Genomic DNA, 19,223 nt, shown 5'->3' on the forward strand with positions numbered 1-19,223 from the left:
TGCTGTCCGTTAGTCCGGCACAAGCTTAGCTGATGGATTTACTCGGGTATGTTCAAGGCGAAGCGACGTGCCCCTTGCAATTCATGAATTCTCAAAATACTGTATGAATATTCAGTATTGCGAGTCAGTCACATGCAGCTCATCGCCAAACTCGGTATCCTCGCCGACGCCGCCAAGTACGACGCCTCCTGCGCCAGCAGCGGCGCGCCCAAGCGTAATTCACGCGGCGGTGACGGCCTGGGCGCCACCAACGGCATGGGCATCTGCCACAGCTACACCCCCGACGGCCGCTGCGTGTCGCTGCTCAAGGTGCTATTGACCAACTTCTGCCTGTACGACTGCCAGTACTGCGTCAACCGCCGCTCCAGCAACGTACCTCGGGCGCGCTTTACCCCCGAAGAGGTGGTCCGCCTGACGCTGGACTTCTACCGGCGAAACTGCATCAGCGGCCTGTTCCTTAGCTCCGGCATCATCCGCTCGGCGGACTACACCATGGAGCAATTGATCCGCGTAGCCCGGTTACTGCGCGAAGTACACAACTTCCGCGGTTACATTCACCTCAAGACCATCCCGGATGCCGACCCCCTGTTGATCGAAGAAGCCGGCCGCCTGGCCGACCGACTCAGCGTCAACATCGAGCTGCCCACCGACGCCAGCCTCAAGCGCCTGGCACCGGAAAAACAGGCGCACACCATCCGCCAGGCAATGGGCGTGATTCACCTGGGCCAACAAGCCGTGGCCAACGAACCCAAGGCCCCGCGCTTCACCCCTGCCGGCCAAAGCACTCAAGTGATCGTCGGTGCCGACAGCACCGACGACAGCACCCTGCTGCGCAATGCCGAGTCGCTGTATCAAGGCTACGGCCTCAAACGCGTGTATTACTCTGCGTTCAGCCCGATCCCAGACAGCCCGGGCAGCGTACCCTTGGCTGCCCCGCCGCTACTGCGCGAGCACCGCCTGTACCAGGCCGACTTCCTGCTGCGTGGCTACGGCTACAAGGCGGGTGAACTGCTGGGCCAGAGCGGCAACCTGGCGCTGGACATCGACCCAAAGCTGGCCTGGGCGCTGGCCAACCGGGAGGTATTCCCGCTGGACGTGAACCGCGCCGAGCCCGCGCTGCTGGCGCGTATTCCCGGCATTGGCCTGCGTAGCGTACAGCGCCTGGTCGCACTGCGCCGAGAGCGGCGCATTCGCTATGACGACCTCATTCAGCTGCGCTGCGTACTGGACAAGGCACGGCCGTTCATCGTCACAAGCGATTATCGCCCGGCCCAGGCCGAGCTGCGCAGCGGCCTGCTAAGGGCGCGTTTGCGTGAGCCGCAGGCGCCCGTGCAGATGGGGTTGTGGGGATGATCGCGCTCGATTGTGATGACCAGTTCGCCACTTGGCGGGATCAGGCCCGGGTGTTGCTGGGGCATGGCATCGACCCCGCCGAGGTCACCTGGTCGCAAGGCCCGATGGCCGACCTGCTGGCAGTACCGACAGCGCCCCCGGAAGGCCCAGGCCCCTTTCGTGCCAAAGTCCCGGCGGTGCTGCTGAGCCAATTGGAACAGGCTGCCCGTTATCGTGGCGAACAGCGCTGGAACCTGCTGTATGAAGTGCTCTGGCGTGTTGCCCATGGCGACCGCACGGCGATGCTGGCAGGTGACCGATTGGGCAGTGAGTTGCAACGGCGCATCAAGCAAGTCACCCGGGAGGCGCATCACCTGCATGCCTTTGTGCGCTTCGTACCGCTGCCAGAGGCGCTGGCCGATCGCCTGCAACTAGATCTGGTGGCCTATCACGAACCGGCGCATGACGTTCTGGAAAGTGCCAGCCCCCATTTTGCCGACCGTCTGGGGCGTTTACGCTGGTTGATCGCCACCCCACAGGATGGCATTCGCTTCGACGGCCAGCATTTCGATTACCAACGCCATTGCCCTGAGTATTGGCAGCAATGGGCACGCAATGCCGACGACCCTGGCGCCGAACTGTGGCGCACCTATTACCGCCATACCTTCAACCCTGCCCGCCTCAACCCGGATGCCTTGCGCCTGCACATGCCCGGGCGTTTCTGGCGGCATTTGCCGGAAGGCATGCTGATACCGCAGCTTGAAGGCCTTGCTCGCCAAGGCAAGCAACGGGACGGCCAAGCCCTTGAAGTGGCCTCCCGGGCCGGCAAACAGATCAGTAAACCCACACAGTCCTACAGCAACCACCCAACATCGCCCTCATCCAGCACACCCCCATGATCCGTACGGTCGCCTTTGCGCGCCACCGCCGCGCCTTCGATCAGGAAATGCTCTGCCCCACTCTCGATAACCGCACCACACGTGGTGCGGTCACCTACCCTTGCAACTGCCCTGCCGTTGAAGGTATAGCTCGCACTGCCGCTCTCTACCTGATTGACACCATGCAGCGGGCATTCATGTCGGTGGCCTACAAGTACAACCGGGTTCATTGGTTTTCTCCTTCAGACGGTGCTGTACGGGATTCACGGTCAATGTCTGCTGGCCACACAACCTTTGGGGCCAAGCAATGCATGTGGCTGAGGCCGTCGTCGTCGTTCCAGTCGCGGGGTGGGTGCACGAATTTTGGCAAGGCTTCGGGGCCTTGTTGCATGAACAGACGGGCGATGGCCCAGTAGGCTTCACCTTGGTGCAGGGTATGCGTGAAGAAGACACGATCAATGACTTCGCCGGTTTCGGGACTACGGACTGACAGCATGACGTTTTCAATCAGGCCGCCGTGGCCGGGGGCGTAGACGCGGTAGACCTCCGCGGTTACGTCGTCCCAGTTGTAGGCGACCGGTTTGACGCCCCAGTGTTTTCGGCTGAACAGGTAGACGTAATGGAATCTGTATTGATAGAAATATATCTTTCGTCGCTGGCGATTGAAACGGATTGGCTCATCTCTTGGGAGCATTAGGTCAATTTTTACATGGCACGCAACAGCCCACATAGCGAATGGTGGCAGGAGCAACAGAACAAGACCCATAAACCAATCACGCGACCAGCTAAAATTCAGTAAGAGCGAATACAGATATATAGCCGCACCAAAAGACAGGACCAAAGTCGCCCCTCCTACCAGCGCTGCCACACCACGCAAACTGACCGTAGACCGAGGCAACTCTAGATACACGTCATTAAAATAATTTGGCGCTGGCTTTATATCCTCCACACTGAAACGTGACACTTCCTGAGAACTGACACCTGGCAGGTCATAACTCCAAAATAAAGCTCGCCTCCAAAGAGGTCCAGATCTGACTTTCATTCGTTAACTTCCCTGACACAAGCTTCAGCATAAGCATTCACCAGCGATCTATCGGGCCAGTACATTACTAGCAGCGTCGCAGCACAAATTGTGTGTGGTCCGATAGTCGCCAACAACTCTACAGATCCAGTTATTTCCAGCCAGGATATTGTCGCCCCCTCTAAGCTTGGCGACTTACGTTTTCTATCCACTGAAACTTTACGTCTATAGTCGGGCAATTTTGGCTGAGAAAAACCAGGGAATTTTACCGCTTTAGTGAGAGCCTCGATCGGGAGGGCTTGATATTCATCTACAAACACAGTCTCCCCGCCAATGAAATCGGGCAATTCACCATCACCACTCCGATGCACTATGAGGGTCACACGAAGAGCCGAGCGTTCATCACTATAGCCAGGCAATACGACTTTAAACTTGAGTTTATGCTCCAACTCCAAGCTGACCAACCCTCCTATTTACCTGCCACCGCTACTCAGGAACAACCAGTCGTTGATCGGCCACCATGGGCCATGCTCGACCTGCTTGAACGTCGCCGCGAGCAGCTCCAGGCGAACCGGCTCGTACACCGGATAGAAGCTGAACGCCCGTTTGGCATCGGGTATTCGGCACATGGCCGTGAGATGGGCGGCTACCGTGGCCGAAGCTGCTTCACTGAACAGCCAGCCACTCAGGTAGCGCCGAGGGTGGTGCAGCCCTCTATACGCTGCACGCGCAGTCAGCGCCAGCAACTCACGGCAGGGCAACGTTCCGGGTGAAGCCAGGCAAGCCAACACGGGATGCAGGTGGGGCACATGGGCCAGATCGGCCCTGTGCACGCGCATCAATGCCGCCTCGCCCAACGCTTCGCGCAGGTGTGCAAGCAAGGCATGGTCACTCTGGCCAGCTATCGCGAGCGGGTCGACCAATACATGGCAATGCAGGTGCGCCGCATGATGCCCTTCGATGCGGCTGATCAGGCTCTCGACATTCATGCCTTGACCTCGCACTTGCTACTGGCGTCAGGCGTAAGCTCAAAAGACGGGCTATCGCCATCCCCTTTCGCAACGGCCTTGGTCTGCCCTTTCAAGTCGAGTGTCAGGCCATTGATGGTAATGCCCTGCGCATCCAGCACGATGCTGCCGCCTGGGCTTCTCAATTCGATGCGCTCACTGGCCAGCAACTGGAATACTGTCGTGCGTTGTTGCACGCCCTGCCCGACGCTGATCGACTGAGCCCCTTTGACCACAAGCTCGCAGTTGCTTCCATTGACAACGCGGTGATTGCCACCCGTTGACTCAGTGCGGTTGTTGGCCACGTTTTCGACCAGGTCACGCTTGATGTCCAACAGGCTGTTTTGCCCTATGACCTGGGTATGGTTGTATGCCGTTTCCTGACGGAAGTTGTTGCCAATGCTCAGTTGCTCATCATTACCGACCTGCTCGACACGATTGCGCCCCACACGCGTGGTCTCATCATTGCCGACCACATTGTTCTTGTCCCGCTGGGCATGGATGAACACTTCCTCTTTGCCCAGTTCGTCCTCGAAACGCAGTTCGTTGTAACCATCACCTTTATGGGTCTGGCTCTTGATGGTCATGCGTGTCTTGTGTTCGGGCAGGTCGTAGGGCGGTAACTGATCACCGCAGTAGGTGCGCCCGGTGATCATCGGCTGGTCCGGGTCGCCGTTGACGTACTGGATGATCACATCCTGGCCAATGCGCGGAATGGCCATCGAGCCCCAACTGCCACCGGCCCAGCCCTGCGACACGCGTACCCAGCAAGAGCTGAACTCGTTGTTCTGGCTTTCACGGTCCCACGGGAAACTGACTTTCACCCGGCCCCATTGGTCGCAATAGATTTCTTCGCCCTTCGGCCCGACCACCATGGCCATGTGCGGGCCGTCGATGCGCGGCCTGGGCAACGGGGCCGGCCGCCATTCGGTTCTGCCGGGGACCAGCACGGCTTTCTGCTTGTACCGTGTGCCTTGCTGGGCATCTGCGGCTTCCTCTTGCAAGCTGGTGAACTGGACGCCTTCGTGGTGCACGCGGTTGACCCGCCAATGCAGGTTCAGGTCTTCGCGCGGGTGCTCGATCAGGGTGAAACTCAGGCCCGGTTGCAGGCGTACATCGTCGCCTTCCACTTCGGCCAGGCGGGCGTCATGGCGCAGGGCGGTGATGCGGGTGGCAGTGAAGCGCACGTCGACCGCCTCACGCTTGTAGCGACCGGGGTAGTCGAAGCGTTCGTAGCCGGTGGACTGGTGTGTCAGGTCGTTGCCCTGGGCACGCTGCTCCAGGCGGTACGCCGGGTGGATGAAGGTGTAGTCGCGCTGCACCTGGCGGGCGGTTCGCACCTGTTCGCTGTAGCGCAGGCGGCGCAGGCAAGGCCTGGCCTGATTGCCGCCGCTGGTGGCGTGGTACAGCACCTGGTCGGGGTCGATGTCGTCCGGCTCGAAGAAACCTTCGTCATCATCGTCGGCCTGAATGGCGCCTCGGCTGATCTGCCCCAGCGCCAGCAGCCGGTCGGTGATGATCAGCGTGTGGCCTTTTGGCGTGTGTTCGAAGCGGTAGACGAAGCCCTCTTCGGCGGCCAGGCGGGCGATGAAGTCGAGGTCGGTTTCACCGGCCTGCACGCAAAACTCGCGCACCTCGTGTTTGTCGATGCTCTGCAGCGTGTAGCCGGTGATGCCCTGGCGCTCGAGCATGATCTGCAGAATCTGTGGCACGGTTTTCTGCTGGAAGATGCGCCAGTTCGAACGCAGCCCCGCGCGGGCCAGCACGGGCTCGACCAGAGCGCGGTAACGGGTGCGGTGGAACCCCGTTTCGCCCTGGCTGAAGGTGCTGACCAGCCCGTGCACATAGCGCAACGGGCGCTCACCACGCCAGATCGTGAACAGCACCGGCTTGTCGAGCAGCTGGCCGAAGTCGACATCGTCTTCGAAACTGATCAGTTCCAGCTGCAACTGGAACGGCGTGCTGATGGCCTCGTCCAGCTCGAACGACACTGTTGGGCAATGGGGTAGCCGTGCTGCCGGATTTCTTTGCGGATGTTACTGACCTGGTTTTGCACGGCCTTGTGCACGTAGGCGATGTTGGGCAGGTCATCCAGCGTACGCAGGCGAATGACCAGGCCGAACAGCGGGGTTGCCGCATCGAGCATCAGGTTCTTGAAGCCGCCGCGTATGCGGGCCATCGAGCATCCCGTGCAGGGTGTTTTCGGTTACATCACGGGCATCGGCAGCGCCCTCAGGTTGTACCGGAGGAATATCGAGTGGGCCGGGCATGAAGTGGTCCTTGTCTTCCAGCAGGCTGAAGACAGGCACACTATCGGGGAATCAATTCTTCAAGGAGTCTGAGGCTTCCTAAACGGTTGTAGGATTCTTCTCTTCGTCTAGTTTTTAAATATTTCCGAAGAGCCTGGCCAGGCAAGCCAGCTTCTTCTTGTACGAACGCCGCGCCTCCAGCGCCTGGTCCAAGGTCACCGCCAAGAACCGTGCCTGCTGGTTGGGCTGCATCTGGCCGATCAGGTCCAGGTCGGCGCTGATCACTGTTCCGATCATGGCGTAGCCGCCACCCGACACGGCATCGCGGTGCAGGATGATCGGTTCCAACCCTGCCGGCACCTGGATCGAGCCGATCGGGTAGCAGCTGTCGACGATGTTCGACGGATCCGACCCCGCACCGAACGGTTGTTCCCGTGGCTGAAAGCTCAAGGCACTGCCGCCTTTGTAGCGATAGCCGATACGGTCCGCTTCGGAGCCGACGGTCCAGGCTTCAGTGAAGAAGCTCTGCGCTGCTGCTTCGGTAAGGCGGTGAAAGTACAGCCCCGGCACCACACGCAACACCACTTCGCCGCCCAAGGCCTGGCGCAGGGCCATGGGCAGGCTTGCACCCGCGCGGGTCTTGCCGCTGGGCATGCCGACCGGCAGCAGGTCGCCCGCCATCAGTTTGCGCCCCTGGAAGCCGCCCAACGCTCCCAACGCGTAGGTGGAACGGCTACCCAGTACCTCGGGCACATCGATGCCACCGGCCACCGCCAGGTAAGCCCGCGCGCCTGCGGTGGGAAAGCCGAAACGCAACACTTGCCCGGCACGTACGGCAAACGCCGTGTCAGGGCGCTGCTCGCGGCCATCGAGCAACGCTGGCATTTGCGCACCGCACACGGCCACCAGTGCGTCCTGCTGGAACGCCAGTTCCGGCCCCACCAGCGCGCACTCCAGGCCTGCGGCGCCGGCCGGGTTGCCCACCAGGTGGTTGGCCGCACTCAGGGCGTACTGGTCGAGGGCGCCTGACGGCGGGATACCCAAGTGGTAGTAGCCTTCGCGCCCCAAGTCCTGCACAGACGTCGCCAAGCCCGGTTTGAGGACCTTGATCATGCCAATACCTCCTGCAGCGATTTGGGGTAGCCGACCGGGTCGGCGAGGAAGGCGTCCAGGGAAAACGCCACAGGGCGAATGCGCAGGTCGAAGCGGCCTTCTTCAACATCCGCCACGGCCTGGTCATAGGCACGGCGATCGATGGGTTTGAATTGCACGATGTCACCCGGACGGAAGAACACCATGTGCGCTTTCAGGTAGTTCAAGGTCTGCTGCGGGTCGTAGATCGGTGCCGGGGTAACGCCGAACATCTGGTAGCCCCCTGCTCCGCGCACCGAGTAGATACAGCCGAAACAGCCGCCATGGCCCAGGGTGAGCTTGGGTGTGTCGGTACGCGGGCGCAGGTACTTGGGCACCTGCAACTGCCGTTCGCGCTCAACCATCTGGAACATGAAGGGCAGGCCGGCAACGAAGCCGACCATCGACACGAACCACGGCGCGCCGCTGTGCGCGGCGATGAATGCCTCGACATCGGCCAGGCCATTGATACGTGCCGCGTACTCCAGGTCGGTGCTGGTCGGGTCTTGATGACGGTCACGAAAGCGCATCAGGGTTTCATGGGTCCAGGGGTCGTTGTACAGCACCGGGATCTCGATGATTCGCGTCTGCAACGAACGCTCGGCCACGGCCTGCGCCTCAGCACCGCGCACGGCTTCAAGCAGTGCATCGGGGGCGATACGGTCCGGGTCGAAGCGGATCTGGAACGAGGCGTTGGCCAGGCACACGTCCAGCACGCCCTCGAGGGCCAGCCGCTCTACAGCGCGGGTGACGGCCATGCCCTTGAAGAAGGCTTCCAGCGACATGCTGTCGCTCACTTCGGCAAACAGGTGCTCGTCCGCGCCGAAGCTGTAGCGGATCGGGGTTGTAGCAAGCGATTCGGCCATGACTGTTCCTTTTTTGGAATCTTTATAGAAAGGCAGGCGAAAACAACCTATACGGGCTCCGGCTTGTGCCTGCCGGATGCCTCATGGGCTCAGCGTGGCGCACGCACCACGATACCGGCCGCGTCCAGCGCCTTACGCGTGGCTTCTACCAGGTCGAGCGCGCCGGGGGTATCGCTGTGCAGGCAGATGGAATCGAACGCGATGGCCAGGTCCTGGCCTTCGACCGTACGTACCACGCCTTGCTGGCAAGCACGCAGTACCCGCTCTGCAACAGCCGTGGGGTCGTAGCCACGCACATTGCGGGTAAAGACGATAGAACCGCTCAGGTCGTACTCGCGGTCGGCGTAGAACTCGCGGACCACCGGTTGGCCAAGTTCCTGGGCAATATGGCAAATCACAGAGCCCGGCATGCAGTACAGCAACAGCTCTGGCTCTATCACCCGCAGGTTTTCCACCAGCAGGCGCGCGGCTTCTTCGTCGCGCGCCAGGTGCATGTACAGCGCACCGTGCGGCTTTATGTGCTGCAGGCGCACACCTTGTGCACGGGCAATTTCTCGCAGGGCGCCCAGCTGGTAAAGCATGTCGTCGACCAGCTCCTGGGCCGGGGCGTTGATATGCCGGCGGCCAAAGCCCACCAGGTCTCGGAAACCCGGGTGGGCGCCCACCGCAACGCCCAACGCCTTGGCCCGCGCTACGGTGCGGCGCATGGTACCGGGGTCGCCGGCATGGAAGCCCGTGGCGATGTTCGCCGTGCTGATATGGCCCATCAGCTCGTTGTCGACGCCATCGCCAATGGTCCACGGGCCAAACCCCTCACCCATGTCCGAGTTGAAATCCACCACCTGCATGACTGTTTCTCCTGGCGCTTGTGACCGCATGCAAGCCACGTTAGATTCTCCACACCCCCCTTGGGAAGATCTATAAACAGATAGGGTGTCTTCGGAAAATCAGATACCACAGGAGCCAACCGTGTCACTGACCCTGCGCCAGGTCCGCTATTTTGTCGCAACCGCCGAGATCGGCCAGATTTCCCAGGCAGCGATCCACCTGAATATCTCCCAGTCGGCGGTAACCACGGCCATCAAGGAACTGGAAGCCATGCTTGGCGTGCTGCTGTTCCAGCGCTCGGCTCAGGGCATGAACCTGACCGAGGCTGGCCGGCACTTTCTGAACCGCGCCTATGTGATTCTGCGCAGTGTCGATGACGCGTTGAACAGCCCGCTGCCGAACGTGCGTGCAAGCGGCCTGCTGCGCCTGGCGGCAAGCTACACCGTGATTGGCTACTTCCTGCCTCACCACCTGCAGCGCCTTGAACACTGGCACCCGGACGTAACCCTGGAGCTGTACGAGCAAGAGCGCAGTGCCATCGAGCAAGGCTTGCTGGAGGGGCGTTTCGACATGGCGGTAGTGCTCACCGCCAACCTCACCCACCCCGATATCGTCTCGGAGACGCTGTTCAACTCCGAGCGCCGGTTATGGCTGCCCGGCCACCATCCGCTGTGCGAGCGCTCGTCGGTGAGCCTGGCCGACGTGGCCTGTGAGCCGTTCATTCTGCTGACCGTGGACGAAGCCGAGCAAAGCGCCATGCGCTACTGGGAACACGCCGGGCAACGGCCAAGCGTGCGGGTGCGGACCAGTTCGGTGGAGGCCGTGCGCAGCATGGTTGCCAATGGCAGTGGCGTAGCGATCCTGTCGGACCTGGTACACCGGCCCTGGTCGCTGGAGGGCAAACGCATCGAGACAGTGACCATCAGCGACCCGGTTACGCCGATGAGCGTGGGGTTGGCCTGGCACCGGGAGCGAGCGTTCAGCCCGGCGATGCAGGCCGTGCGTAACTACTTTCATGATGCTTTTCTGGCGCCGCAGCAGTTGTCGGCGCGGCGTTGATCGTCGGCTGCAGCGGCACCTGAAACAGCTCCCAGCCGAACGATCAGGCAACAATGCCGTCATAACCTGAGCCGGTGCCGACACGCAAAGAGGACGCGAAATGACCCAGCCCGACCCGTCATACGTCAAATGGCTCGAAGACCGCGCCATGCTCAAGGCCTCCCAAGCGCGTGCCAGCCTGTATTCAGGCCAGTCCCGGTTGTGGCAGCAGCCGTACGCCGAAGCTCAGCCCCGCCGCGCCACCGAAATCGCCTCGGTGTGGCTGACGGTATACCCCGACGCCATCATCGCCCCGCCAGGCTGCTCGGTGCTCGGCGCCCTGGCCCACGAAGCGTTGTGGAAGCGCTTGTCGGATATCGGCATCCAGGGCCTGCACACCGGCCCGATCAAGTTGTCCGGCGGTATTCGCGGTCGCGAACTCACCCCCAGCGTGGACGGCAACTTCGACCGCATCAGCTTCGACATCGACCCTCTGTACGGCAGTGAGCAGGAACTGATCCAGATGAGCCGCATGGCTGCGGCGCACAACGCCGTGACCATCGACGACCTGATCCCCTCACACACTGGCAAGGGTGCTGACTTCCGCCTGGCAGAACTGGCACATGGGCCGTACCCGGGGCTGTACCACATGGTCGAAATACGCGAGGAAGACTGGCCGCTGTTGCCGCAAGTGCCCGCCGGCCGTGACGCGGTCAACCTGCTGCCGGCCCAGTGCGATGAGCTCAAGGCCCGCCATTACATCGTCGGCCAACTGCAACGTGTCATCTTCTTCGAGCCAGGTGTGAAGGAAACCGACTGGAGCGCTACACCACCGGTTACCGGCGTGGACGGCAAGACGCGGCGCTGGGTATACCTGCACTATTTCAAGGAAGGCCAGCCGTCTCTGAACTGGCTGGACCCAACCTTCGCCGCCCAGCAAATGATCATTGGCGATGCCCTGCACGCCCTGGACTGCCTGGGCGCCCGTGGCCTGCGCCTGGACGCTAACGGCTTTCTCGGCGTGGAAACACGGGCCAGCGACACCGCCTGGTCGGAAAGCCACCCCCTGTCGATTGTCGGCAATCAGCTGATCGGCGGGATGATCCGCAAAGCCGGCGGTTTCAGCTTCCAGGAGCTTAACCTCACCCTGGACGACATCGCACAGATGTCCAAGGGCGGCGCCGACCTGTCCTACGATTTCATTACCCGGCCGGCCTACCAGCATGCACTGCTGACCGGCGACACTGCATTCCTGCGCCTGATGCTCAAGGAAATGCACGCCTTCGGCATCGACCCGGCTTCGCTGATCCATGCCCTGCAAAACCATGACGAGCTGACCGTGGAACTGGTGCATTTCTGGACCCTGCACGCCCATGACATGTACCTGTACAAGGGCCAGACGCTGCCCGGCAGCATCCTGCGCGAACACATCCGTGAAGAGATTTACGAACGGCTATCGGGCGAACACGCGCCGTACAACCTGCGCTTCGTCACCAACGGCATCGCCTGCACCACGGCCAGCCTGATCGCCGCAGCACTGGGCCTGCGCGACCTGGAGCAGATCGGCACGGCAGAAATCGAACAGATCCAGAAGGTGCACCTGCTGCTGGTCATGTACAACGCCATGCAGCCGGGGGTGGTCGCGTTGTCTGGCTGGGACCTGGTCGGTGCCCTGCCCTTGCCTGCTGACGCGGTGGCCGAGCGCATGCTCGATGGCGACACCCGCTGGATTCACCGGGGCGGTTACGACCTGGCCGGGCTGGACACGCAGGCCGAGCAATCGGTGCGCGGCATGCCCCGTGCACGCGCCCTTTACGGAAGCCTGGACAGCCAGCTGGAAAACAGCAATTCGTTTGCCTGCAAGGTGAAGAAACTGCTGGCCGTACGCCAGGCCTATGGGATCGCCACCAGCCGCCAGGTGCTGGTGCCTGAAGTCAGCAGCCCGGGGTTGCTGGTGATGGTGCACGAACTGCCGGCCGGGCGGGGTATCCAGATCAGCGCGTTGAACTTTGGCCAGGACGTGATTGCGGAGGAACTGCAACTGACCGGGTTCACGCCGGGGCCGGTGGTGGACATGATCAACGAGACGGTTGAAGGCGACCTGACCGAGGATGGGCGCCTGATGGTGAACCTGGACCCGTACGAGGCGCTGTGCCTGCGGATCGTCAACAGCAGCGGGCATTTGTAAACCCGCGCAGAGGCCGACCTTGATTTTGCAGCACCAGAGGCATAGCGTTCGGGTGATTTCTTTTTGTGCCCAGGAGCAACTCCATGTACACCGGCATCGTCCAGGCCGTCCGCCCTCTGCTTGATGTGACCACCTACCCGGGCCACAACCAGTTCACCATCGACCTCACCCCGGAACTGCTCGACGAACTGAAGATCGGCGCCAGCGTCAGTGTCGAGGGCACTTGCCTGTCGGTCACCGAAATTCACGGTACGCAGGTCAGGTTCGACGCCATGAACGCCACCCTGGAACGTACCAACCTGCGCAATTTCAAGGCCGGCCAAGGCGTCAACATCGAACGCTCGGCAAAAATGAACGCCGAAGTCGGCGGCCACCTGATGGCCGGCCACATCGCCACCACTGCGGAAATCGTCCAGCTGTCCATCAAGGAAACCGGTGCATTCATCACGTTTCGCATGCCGCCGGAATGGGGCAAGTACGTGTTCCCGCGCGGCTTCATCGGGGTCAACGGCTGCAGCCTGACCGTTGCCGATGTCGACGACAATGTCATCACCATCAACCTGATCCCGGAAACCCTGCGCCAGACCACCTTCGCCCGCTACAAGGCCGGCGAGCTGCTCAATATCGAGGTCGATCACCAGACCATGGTGCTGGTCGACGTGGTGGAGCGCACCATCAAAGGCACCCTGGCCCGCGAAAAACTGCTGCCCTGAGGTCTGCGCATGCTGCCCAATACCCTTCCCGCGCGCACGGCCAGGCGGCTGCGGCTGCAAACCCTGCGTGGTCGTGTCGGCCTCGGCCTGGTCGCCGCCCTGTCGGTCCTGGCTGGCATGACCGATGCCATTGGCCTGCTGGCGCTGGGTGACTTCGTGTCGTTCATGAGCGGCAACACCACGCGCCTGGCGGTGGCCATCAGTGAAGCCGACCTGGCCCTGGTGCTGCGCCTGAGTGGCGCGGTATTGGGCTTTGTCGCCGGCAATGCGCTGGGCGTACTGCTGGCGCGCGGCTTTCACCGCCGGGCCTGGCCCGTGTTGCTGGTGGTCGCCGCACTGCTGGCGTTCGCGGCCGTGTGGCCGTTGGCAGCCACCTTCCCGGCATTACTGGCCGCCACACTGGCGATGGGCATGATCAATGCCGTGGTCGAACAGGTGAACGGCCTGCCCATCGGCCTGACCTACGTTACTGGCGCCTTGTCCCGTTTCGGCCGTGGCCTGGGGCGCTGGCTGCTGGGCGAGCGGCGTAACGGCTGGCGGGTGCAACTGGTGCCTTGGGCCGGCATGCTGTCGGGGGCCGCGCTCGGCGCCTGGTTGCAACAACACCTGGGCCTGCAGGCACTGGCCGGCAGCTGCGCGCTGGCGTGTGTGCTGGCCCTGGTATCGCGGTTCATCCCGCGCGCCTGGCAGCGTGGCTACATGCCACGCTGATCAGTCGATGCGCGGGTGCTGCTGAGCCAGCACCTTGCGTTTCGCTTCCAGCTCGGCGATCTGCGCGTCGATGTCTTCGATTTTCTGCTCGATGTTGTCGTGGTGCTCCTGCAGCAATTCACGCGCTTCCTCGATGTCCGATGCCGCCGGTGCCGCACCGCGCAGCGGCTTGTTGGCGGTTTCCTTCATGGTCAGGCCAGTGACAAGGCCCACGGCGGCAATCGCCATCAGGTAATAAGCCGGCATGTACAGGTTGCCGGTGCTCTCTACCAGCCAGGCAGTGAGCGTCGGGGTAAGGCCGGCGATCAGCACCGATATGTTGAAGGCACTGGCCAGGGCGCTGTAGCGGATGTGCGTGGGGAACATCGCCGGCAGCGTCGAGGCCATCACGCCGATGAAGAAGTTGAGCATGACGGCAATGATCAGCAACCCGGCGAAAATCACCGCCAGCTCACCGCTGTTGATCAGCATGAACGCCGGAATGGCCAGTGCGAACAGGCCGACACTGCCGGCGATGATGAATGGCCGGCGGCCAAACTTGTCGCTGAGCAGCCCGATCATCGGCTGCACGAACAGCATGCCGACCATGATCGCGATGATGATCAGCACGCCGTGGTCTTCGCTGTAATGCAGGTTGTGCGACAGGTAGCTGGGCATGTAGGTGAGCAGCATGTAGTAGGTGACGTTGGTGGCAATCACCACACCAATGCAAGTCACCAGGCTGCGCCAATGCTGGGTGGCCACCTCCTTGAACGACACCTTGGGCCCAGAGGCCAGCCCTTCGCGGTCGCCCTGCTCCAGCTTGTCGACATGCTGCTGGAACGCGGGTGTTTCTTCCAGCGCATGGCGCAGGTACAGGCCGATGATACCCAACGGCAGGGCCAGGAAGAACGGCAGGCGCCAGCCCCACTCCAGGAACTTTTCCTCGCCGAGAACGGTAGAAATCAGCACCACCACGCCTGCACCTAGCACAAAACCGGCAATGGAGCCGAAGTCCAGCCAGCTACCGAGAAAACCCCGCTTGCGGTCGGGGGCGTATTCGGCGACGAAGATCGACGCCCCCGTGTACTCGCCACCCACCGAGAACCCTTGGGCCATCTTGGCCAGCAGCAATAGAATCGGCGCCCAGATGCCGATGCTGGCATAGGACGGTATCAGGCCGATAGCGAAGGTGCTGAGCGACATGATCACGATGGTCGCGGCGAGGATTTTCTGCCGGCCGAAGCGGTCGCCCAAGGCGCCGAAGAACAGCCCGCCCAGTGGCCGGATCAGGAACGGCACCGAGAAGGTGGCCAGCGCCGCGATCATCTGCACACCGGGGTCGGCGTTGGGGAAAAACACCTTGCCCAATGCGTAGGCGACGAAGCCATAAACGCCGAAGTCGAACCACTCCATGGCATTGCCCAGCGCCGCCGCGGTGATCGCCTTTTTCATCTTGGCGTCGTCGACGATGGTGATGTCCTTGAGGCCGATTGGCTGGACGCTTTTCTTGCGAGGTTTCATGCCCGTATCCCTGTCGATGAATGCTCTAAGGGTTCAGATACAACGGGACACTAAATAATTCAGCGCTTACCGATTTTTTGTGAATCGGCTTGCTGGTCTCTTCGCGGCTGAAGCCGCTCCCACAGGGGTATTACACGGCTTCAGGGCACAGGTGAACAGAGGCGCCGCAAAGCGGCGCCCTATCAGTCAGATACCTTCGCGGGCCAGGTCCATGGCGAAGTAGGTCAGGATCAGGTCAGCACCGGCACGCTTGATTGCGCCAATGCTTTCACGCACTACGCGGCCTTCATCGATGGCGCCGGCCAGGCCGCCGAACTTGATCATCGCGTACTCGCCACTCACCTGATAGGCCGCCAGTGGCAGGCGCGACGCGGCGCGGATGTCGGCGATCACGTCAAGGTAGGCGCCAGCCGGCTTGACCATCAGCACGTCTGCCCCTTCCTGCTCATCCAGCAGCGACTCGCGCACCGCTTCGCGGCGGTTCATCGGGTTCATCTGGTAGCTCTTGCGGTCGCCCTTCAGCGCGGTACCACCGGCTTCACGGAACGGGCCATACAGCGACGAGGCGAACTTGGTCGAATAGGCCATGATCGCCGTGTCATGGAAACCGGCGCCATCCAGCGCGCTGCGGATAGCCTGTACCTGGCCGTCCATTGCCGCCGACGGGGCGATGAAGTCGGCACCGGCAGCGGCAGCGATGACCGCCTGCTTGCCCAGGTTGGCCAGGGTGGCGTCGTTGTCCACACCGTGGTCATGCAGCACGCCGCAGTGGCCATGGCTGGTGTATTCGCAGAAGCAGGTGTCGGACATCACCACCATTTCCGGCACGGTGTCTTTGCAGATGCGCGACATGCGCGCAACCAGGCCGTTTTCGTTCCAGGTGTCGCTGCCAACAGCGTCCAGGTTGTGCGATACGCCAAAGGTCATCACCGACTTGATGCCGGCACGGGCGTAGCGCTCGATTTCCTGGGCCAGCAGCTTTTCGGGGATGCGATTGACACCGGGCATGCTGGTGATCGGCACGAAGTCATCGATGCCCTCCTCGACGAAGATCGGCAGGATCAGGTCTTCCAGGCGGAATTCGGTTTCCTGGAAGATCGTGCGCAGGGACTCGTTCTGGCGCAGGCGGCGGGGACGAACGGACGGGAATTGGTTGGACATGACAGCTCCAGGGCATTTTGAACGGCGTATACCTTATGCCTGTGACGCGCCAGTGAAAAGGACAAATGACGAGATATTGTCTTGCGTCAAAGGCAATGACTGTTTTGCGCCCTGGTTATCCTGTACCGGCCTCTTCGCGGGCGTGCCCGCGAAGAGGCCGGTACAGGCAACCTATTACTGAAGCCAGGGCGGCGTCGGCTCTTCTGCCTTGGCCGGCCCATGCTCGGCCTCAGCGCGCGCTGCACGGCGGCGGACGTCATCCAGCCGGGCTGAATCGATCTCGCGCATGACCCCCGTCACGTCAGCTTCATGTTCGTCATCCTCGAACACCCCAGACAAAGGGCTGTCGGGAAGCAAGTCACCGGCCTCGTAAAGCGCCCACATTTCCTGCGCATACCGGGTGTTTTTCAGCTCCGGCGCAAAACGCCCGAAATAGTGGGCCATATTGTCAACATCGCGCTGCAGCATGTTGAAGGCATGGTTGTTGGCCGCCGCATCCACCGCCTGTGGCAAGTCGATGATCACCGGCCCGTCCGGGCCCAGCAACACGTTGAACTCCGACAGGTCGCCATGCACCAGCCCGGCACACAGCATCAACACGATCTGACGAATGACAAAGGCATGGAACGTGCGGGCATCCTCGGCTTCAAGGTGCACGTCGTTCAACCTTGGTGCGGCGTCGCCATCGGCATCGGTTACCAACTCCATCAACAGCACGCCGTCCTGGAAGTCGTAGGGCTTGGGCACCCTCACGCCCGCGCTGGCAAGGCGGAACAACGCCGCCACTTCGGCGTTCTGCCAAGCGTCTTCGGCTTCCTTGCGGCCGTACTTGCTGCCCTTGGCCATGGCCCGGGCCTGACGGCTGTTGCGCACCTTGCGGCCTTCCTGGTACTCGGCGGCCTGGCGGAAGCTGCGCTTGTTGGCTTCTTTATAGACTTTGGCGCAACGCACCTGGCTGCCACAGCGCACCACGTACACGGCGGCCTCCTTGCCACTCATCAACGGCCGCAGTACTTCGTCGACCAAGCCGTCTTCGATCAGGGGTTCGATTCTTTTGGGTGTCTTCATCAGGCTGTGTTCGGGGTCCTGGCTGCAATGGCGGACATCCTCTCACAGCCTGATGCGACTTGCTCGTCTGTCTTCAGACCAGACGTGTCAGGCACCCTGCCCTATGCTGTTCGCCGGCACAGCGCGTGCCCGGCGCCGCGTGACCAGCAGGCCGGAACACACCACAAGCACCGCCAGCACCATGGTCGACACCACCTCAAGGCGGTGATCCGGCCGGAACAGCATCAGCACCAATACGCCGCTGATGAACAGGATCACGCCCCAGGTCAGCCACGGGAACAGCCACATGCGATAACCCAACGTCTTGCCCTGTGCAGTCAAGCGTTGGCGCAGGCGCAGCTGGGAAACGGCGATCACCAGGTACACCAGCAGGGCAATGGCGCCAGAGCTTGCCATGAGGAAGCCGAACACCTTGGCCGGCACCAGGTAATTGGCAATCACCGCCAGGAACGCAGCGCCGGTAGACAGCAGCACCGCTACCACCGGTGTGCCGCTGCGGCTGGTCACCTGGGCGCAAGCCGGTGCATCACCGCGACGGCTCAGCGAATAGACCATGCGTGAGGCGGTGTACAACGACGAGTTAAGGCAGCTGGTCACCGATGTCAGTACCACGAAGTCGATGATGGCCTTGGCATTTGGCACACCCAGGGTATCCAGCACCGTAACGTATGAGCCTTCGGTGGCCAGGCGCGGGTCGGTCCACGGTACCAGTGCAATCACGATGAAGATCGACAGGATGTAGAACAGCGTGATCCGCCAGATCACCGAATTGGTGGCCTTGGAAATGTGCTTGCCCGCCTCGTCAGACTCGGCTGCCGCAATCGTCACCACCTCGGCGCCGAGGAACGAGAACATGGTGATCAGCATGGCGCTGAGCACTGCGCCGAAGCCATTTGGCATGAAACCGCCGGTGTCCCACAGGCGCGAGACGCCGCTGACGCCGGAACCCGGCAACAAACCGAAAATAGCGCATACGCCAAGCGCAATGAAGCTGACGATAGCCACCACCTTGACCAGTGCCAGCCAGAACTCGAACTCACCGTAGTTCTTCACGCTGAACAGGTTGGTAGCGGTCAGCAGCAACGTGATGACCAGCGACAATACCCAGATCTCCATTTGCGGGACCCAGGAATTGATGATGGTGGCGGCGATGTTGGCTTCGATCGGGATGATCAGCACCCAGAACCACCAATACAGCCAACCGATGGTGTAGCCGGCCCATTTGCCGATGGCGAGGTCGGCATAGGTGGAAAACGACCCGGTATCCGGCGAGGCAACCGCCATTTCGGCCAGCATGCGCATCACCAGCACTACCAGGCCACCGGCCAGAATATAGGCCAGGATGGTGGCCGGCCCGGCTTCAGCAATGGCACGGCCAGAGCCGACAAACAGGCCTGCACCGATCACGCCGGCAATGGACAGCATGGTGACATGCCGTGATTTCAATCCATGACTCAAATTGTTCTTGTGGGTTTGCATGGCGCTACCTTGTTGTTTTTGTCATGCCCGCGAAGGGGCCGTCGGCTGGC

The 19,223-nt window shown here is 61.8% G+C and carries 18 protein-coding genes and 1 pseudogene; 6 read left to right on the plus strand and 13 right to left on the minus strand.

Features of this window, described 5'->3' with window-relative positions:
• Positions 1-132: 132 nt before the first annotated feature.
• Complete coding sequence (locus D8767_RS15570) at positions 133-1,353, plus strand: putative DNA modification/repair radical SAM protein (protein WP_016715647.1); 1,221 nt, start codon at positions 133-135, stop codon at positions 1,351-1,353.
• Positions 1,344-2,231, plus strand: coding sequence for a TIGR03915 family putative DNA repair protein (locus tag D8767_RS15575; RefSeq protein WP_016715648.1), 888 nt, complete (start codon positions 1,344-1,346; stop codon positions 2,229-2,231). Before D8767_RS15570 ends, D8767_RS15575 begins: the two co-directional genes overlap by 10 nt.
• Here the strand turns inward: D8767_RS15575 and D8767_RS15580 are convergent.
• The 9 genes and pseudogenes from D8767_RS15580 to D8767_RS15620 all read right to left on the minus strand — a co-directional run bounded on the left by D8767_RS15580 (position 2,186) and on the right by D8767_RS15620 (position 9,332).
• The gene (locus tag D8767_RS15580) at positions 2,186-2,440 is read right to left on the minus strand and encodes a PAAR domain-containing protein (RefSeq protein ID WP_016715649.1); all 255 of its coding nucleotides are present in this window, start codon (positions 2,438-2,440) and stop codon (positions 2,186-2,188) included. The genes D8767_RS15575 and D8767_RS15580 overlap by 46 nt on opposite strands.
• On the minus strand, positions 2,437-3,252 hold the full coding sequence (locus tag D8767_RS29665; protein ID WP_230852990.1) for a DUF6708 domain-containing protein: 816 nt from the start codon (positions 3,250-3,252) through the stop codon (positions 2,437-2,439). The genes D8767_RS15580 and D8767_RS29665 overlap by 4 nt, the downstream gene beginning before the upstream one ends.
• Positions 3,249-3,686, minus strand: a complete 438-nt coding sequence (locus D8767_RS15590; RefSeq protein ID WP_174442271.1) for a hypothetical protein — start codon at positions 3,684-3,686, stop codon at positions 3,249-3,251. Before D8767_RS15590 ends, D8767_RS29665 begins: the two co-directional genes overlap by 4 nt.
• A gap of 18 nt (positions 3,687-3,704) precedes the next feature.
• Entirely contained in the window at positions 3,705-4,220 is a 516-nt protein-coding gene (locus tag D8767_RS15595; RefSeq protein WP_016715651.1) for a hypothetical protein, read from the minus strand.
• Positions 4,217-6,229 carry a type VI secretion system Vgr family protein gene (locus D8767_RS15600; RefSeq protein WP_122048340.1) on the minus strand — a complete coding sequence of 671 codons (2,013 nt, stop codon included), beginning with the start codon at positions 6,227-6,229 and terminating at the stop codon, positions 4,217-4,219. The genes D8767_RS15595 and D8767_RS15600 overlap by 4 nt, the downstream gene beginning before the upstream one ends.
• 2 nt (positions 6,230-6,231) lie before the next feature.
• Positions 6,232-6,508 (minus strand): annotated as a pseudogene (locus D8767_RS29670) (DotU family type IV/VI secretion system protein); the annotation flags it as partial.
• 114 nt (positions 6,509-6,622) lie between these two features.
• Positions 6,623-7,600, minus strand: a complete 978-nt coding sequence (locus D8767_RS15610; protein WP_016714091.1) for a biotin-dependent carboxyltransferase family protein — start codon at positions 7,598-7,600, stop codon at positions 6,623-6,625.
• Positions 7,597-8,484 carry an allophanate hydrolase subunit 1 gene (locus tag D8767_RS15615; protein WP_016714092.1) on the minus strand — a complete coding sequence of 296 codons (888 nt, stop codon included), beginning with the start codon at positions 8,482-8,484 and terminating at the stop codon, positions 7,597-7,599. Before D8767_RS15615 ends, D8767_RS15610 begins: the two co-directional genes overlap by 4 nt.
• A gap of 89 nt (positions 8,485-8,573) precedes the next feature.
• Entirely contained in the window at positions 8,574-9,332 is a 759-nt protein-coding gene (locus D8767_RS15620; protein ID WP_016714093.1) for a 5-oxoprolinase subunit PxpA, read from the minus strand.
• 121 nt (positions 9,333-9,453) lie between these two features.
• On the opposite strand from D8767_RS15620, the gene D8767_RS15625 reads away from it, so the two are divergent.
• From D8767_RS15625 to D8767_RS15640, 4 genes are all read left to right on the plus strand, one after another.
• Positions 9,454-10,371, plus strand: coding sequence for a LysR family transcriptional regulator (locus D8767_RS15625; protein ID WP_016714094.1), 918 nt, complete (start codon positions 9,454-9,456; stop codon positions 10,369-10,371).
• A 100-nt stretch (positions 10,372-10,471) separates the two neighbouring features.
• Positions 10,472-12,538 carry a maltose alpha-D-glucosyltransferase gene (treS, locus tag D8767_RS15630; RefSeq protein ID WP_016714095.1) on the plus strand — a complete coding sequence of 689 codons (2,067 nt, stop codon included), beginning with the start codon at positions 10,472-10,474 and terminating at the stop codon, positions 12,536-12,538.
• Between the two features lie 83 nt (positions 12,539-12,621).
• The gene (locus D8767_RS15635) at positions 12,622-13,251 is read left to right on the plus strand and encodes a riboflavin synthase (protein ID WP_016714096.1); all 630 of its coding nucleotides are present in this window, start codon (positions 12,622-12,624) and stop codon (positions 13,249-13,251) included.
• A gap of 9 nt (positions 13,252-13,260) precedes the next feature.
• Entirely contained in the window at positions 13,261-13,962 is a 702-nt protein-coding gene (locus tag D8767_RS15640) for a YoaK family protein (RefSeq protein WP_016714097.1), read from the plus strand.
• Here D8767_RS15640 and proP read toward each other — a convergent pair whose 3' ends face one another.
• The 4 genes from proP to gabP form a co-directional block, all read right to left on the minus strand.
• A complete protein-coding gene (gene proP, locus D8767_RS15645; RefSeq protein WP_016714098.1) occupies positions 13,963-15,465 on the minus strand; it encodes a glycine betaine/L-proline transporter ProP in 1,503 nt (500 codons plus the stop codon). It abuts the gene before it with no gap.
• A gap of 186 nt (positions 15,466-15,651) precedes the next feature.
• Positions 15,652-16,626, minus strand: coding sequence for a porphobilinogen synthase (gene hemB, locus D8767_RS15650; protein ID WP_013972900.1), 975 nt, complete (start codon positions 16,624-16,626; stop codon positions 15,652-15,654).
• Between the two features lie 174 nt (positions 16,627-16,800).
• Positions 16,801-17,694: a PA4780 family RIO1-like protein kinase gene (locus tag D8767_RS15655; RefSeq protein ID WP_063977187.1), complete on the minus strand. Its 894-nt coding sequence runs from the start codon at positions 17,692-17,694 to the stop codon at positions 16,801-16,803.
• A gap of 87 nt (positions 17,695-17,781) precedes the next feature.
• A complete protein-coding gene (gabP, locus tag D8767_RS15660) occupies positions 17,782-19,173 on the minus strand; it encodes a GABA permease (RefSeq protein ID WP_016714100.1) in 1,392 nt (463 codons plus the stop codon).
• Positions 19,174-19,223 lie beyond the last annotated feature (50 nt).

It is taken from the genome of Pseudomonas sp. LTGT-11-2Z (assembly GCF_003691445.1).
Taxonomy (GTDB): Bacteria; Pseudomonadota; Gammaproteobacteria; order Pseudomonadales; family Pseudomonadaceae; genus Aquipseudomonas; species Aquipseudomonas monteilii.

Bases quoted from the DNA above. Each gene is read 5' to 3' on its own strand.
- D8767_RS15570 (WP_016715647.1), top strand. From the start codon at position 133: ATGCAGCTCATCGCCAAACTCGGTATCCTCGCCGACGCCGCCAAGTAC.
- D8767_RS15580 (WP_016715649.1), bottom strand. From the start codon at position 2,440: ATGAACCCGGTTGTACTTGTAGGCCACCGACATGAATGCCCGCTGCAT.
- D8767_RS29665 (WP_230852990.1), bottom strand. From the start codon at position 3,252: ATGAAAGTCAGATCTGGACCTCTTTGGAGGCGAGCTTTATTTTGGAGT.
- D8767_RS15595 (WP_016715651.1), bottom strand. From the start codon at position 4,220: ATGAATGTCGAGAGCCTGATCAGCCGCATCGAAGGGCATCATGCGGCG.
- D8767_RS15610 (WP_016714091.1), bottom strand. From the start codon at position 7,600: ATGATCAAGGTCCTCAAACCGGGCTTGGCGACGTCTGTGCAGGACTTG.
- D8767_RS15615 (WP_016714092.1), bottom strand. From the start codon at position 8,484: ATGGCCGAATCGCTTGCTACAACCCCGATCCGCTACAGCTTCGGCGCG.
- D8767_RS15620 (WP_016714093.1), bottom strand. From the start codon at position 9,332: ATGCAGGTGGTGGATTTCAACTCGGACATGGGTGAGGGGTTTGGCCCG.
- treS (WP_016714095.1), top strand. From the start codon at position 10,472: ATGACCCAGCCCGACCCGTCATACGTCAAATGGCTCGAAGACCGCGCC.
- D8767_RS15635 (WP_016714096.1), top strand. From the start codon at position 12,622: ATGTACACCGGCATCGTCCAGGCCGTCCGCCCTCTGCTTGATGTGACC.
- D8767_RS15640 (WP_016714097.1), top strand. From the start codon at position 13,261: ATGCTGCCCAATACCCTTCCCGCGCGCACGGCCAGGCGGCTGCGGCTG.
- proP (WP_016714098.1), bottom strand. From the start codon at position 15,465: ATGAAACCTCGCAAGAAAAGCGTCCAGCCAATCGGCCTCAAGGACATC.
- hemB (WP_013972900.1), bottom strand. From the start codon at position 16,626: ATGTCCAACCAATTCCCGTCCGTTCGTCCCCGCCGCCTGCGCCAGAAC.
- D8767_RS15655 (WP_063977187.1), bottom strand. From the start codon at position 17,694: ATGAAGACACCCAAAAGAATCGAACCCCTGATCGAAGACGGCTTGGTC.
- gabP (WP_016714100.1), bottom strand. From the start codon at position 19,173: ATGCAAACCCACAAGAACAATTTGAGTCATGGATTGAAATCACGGCAT.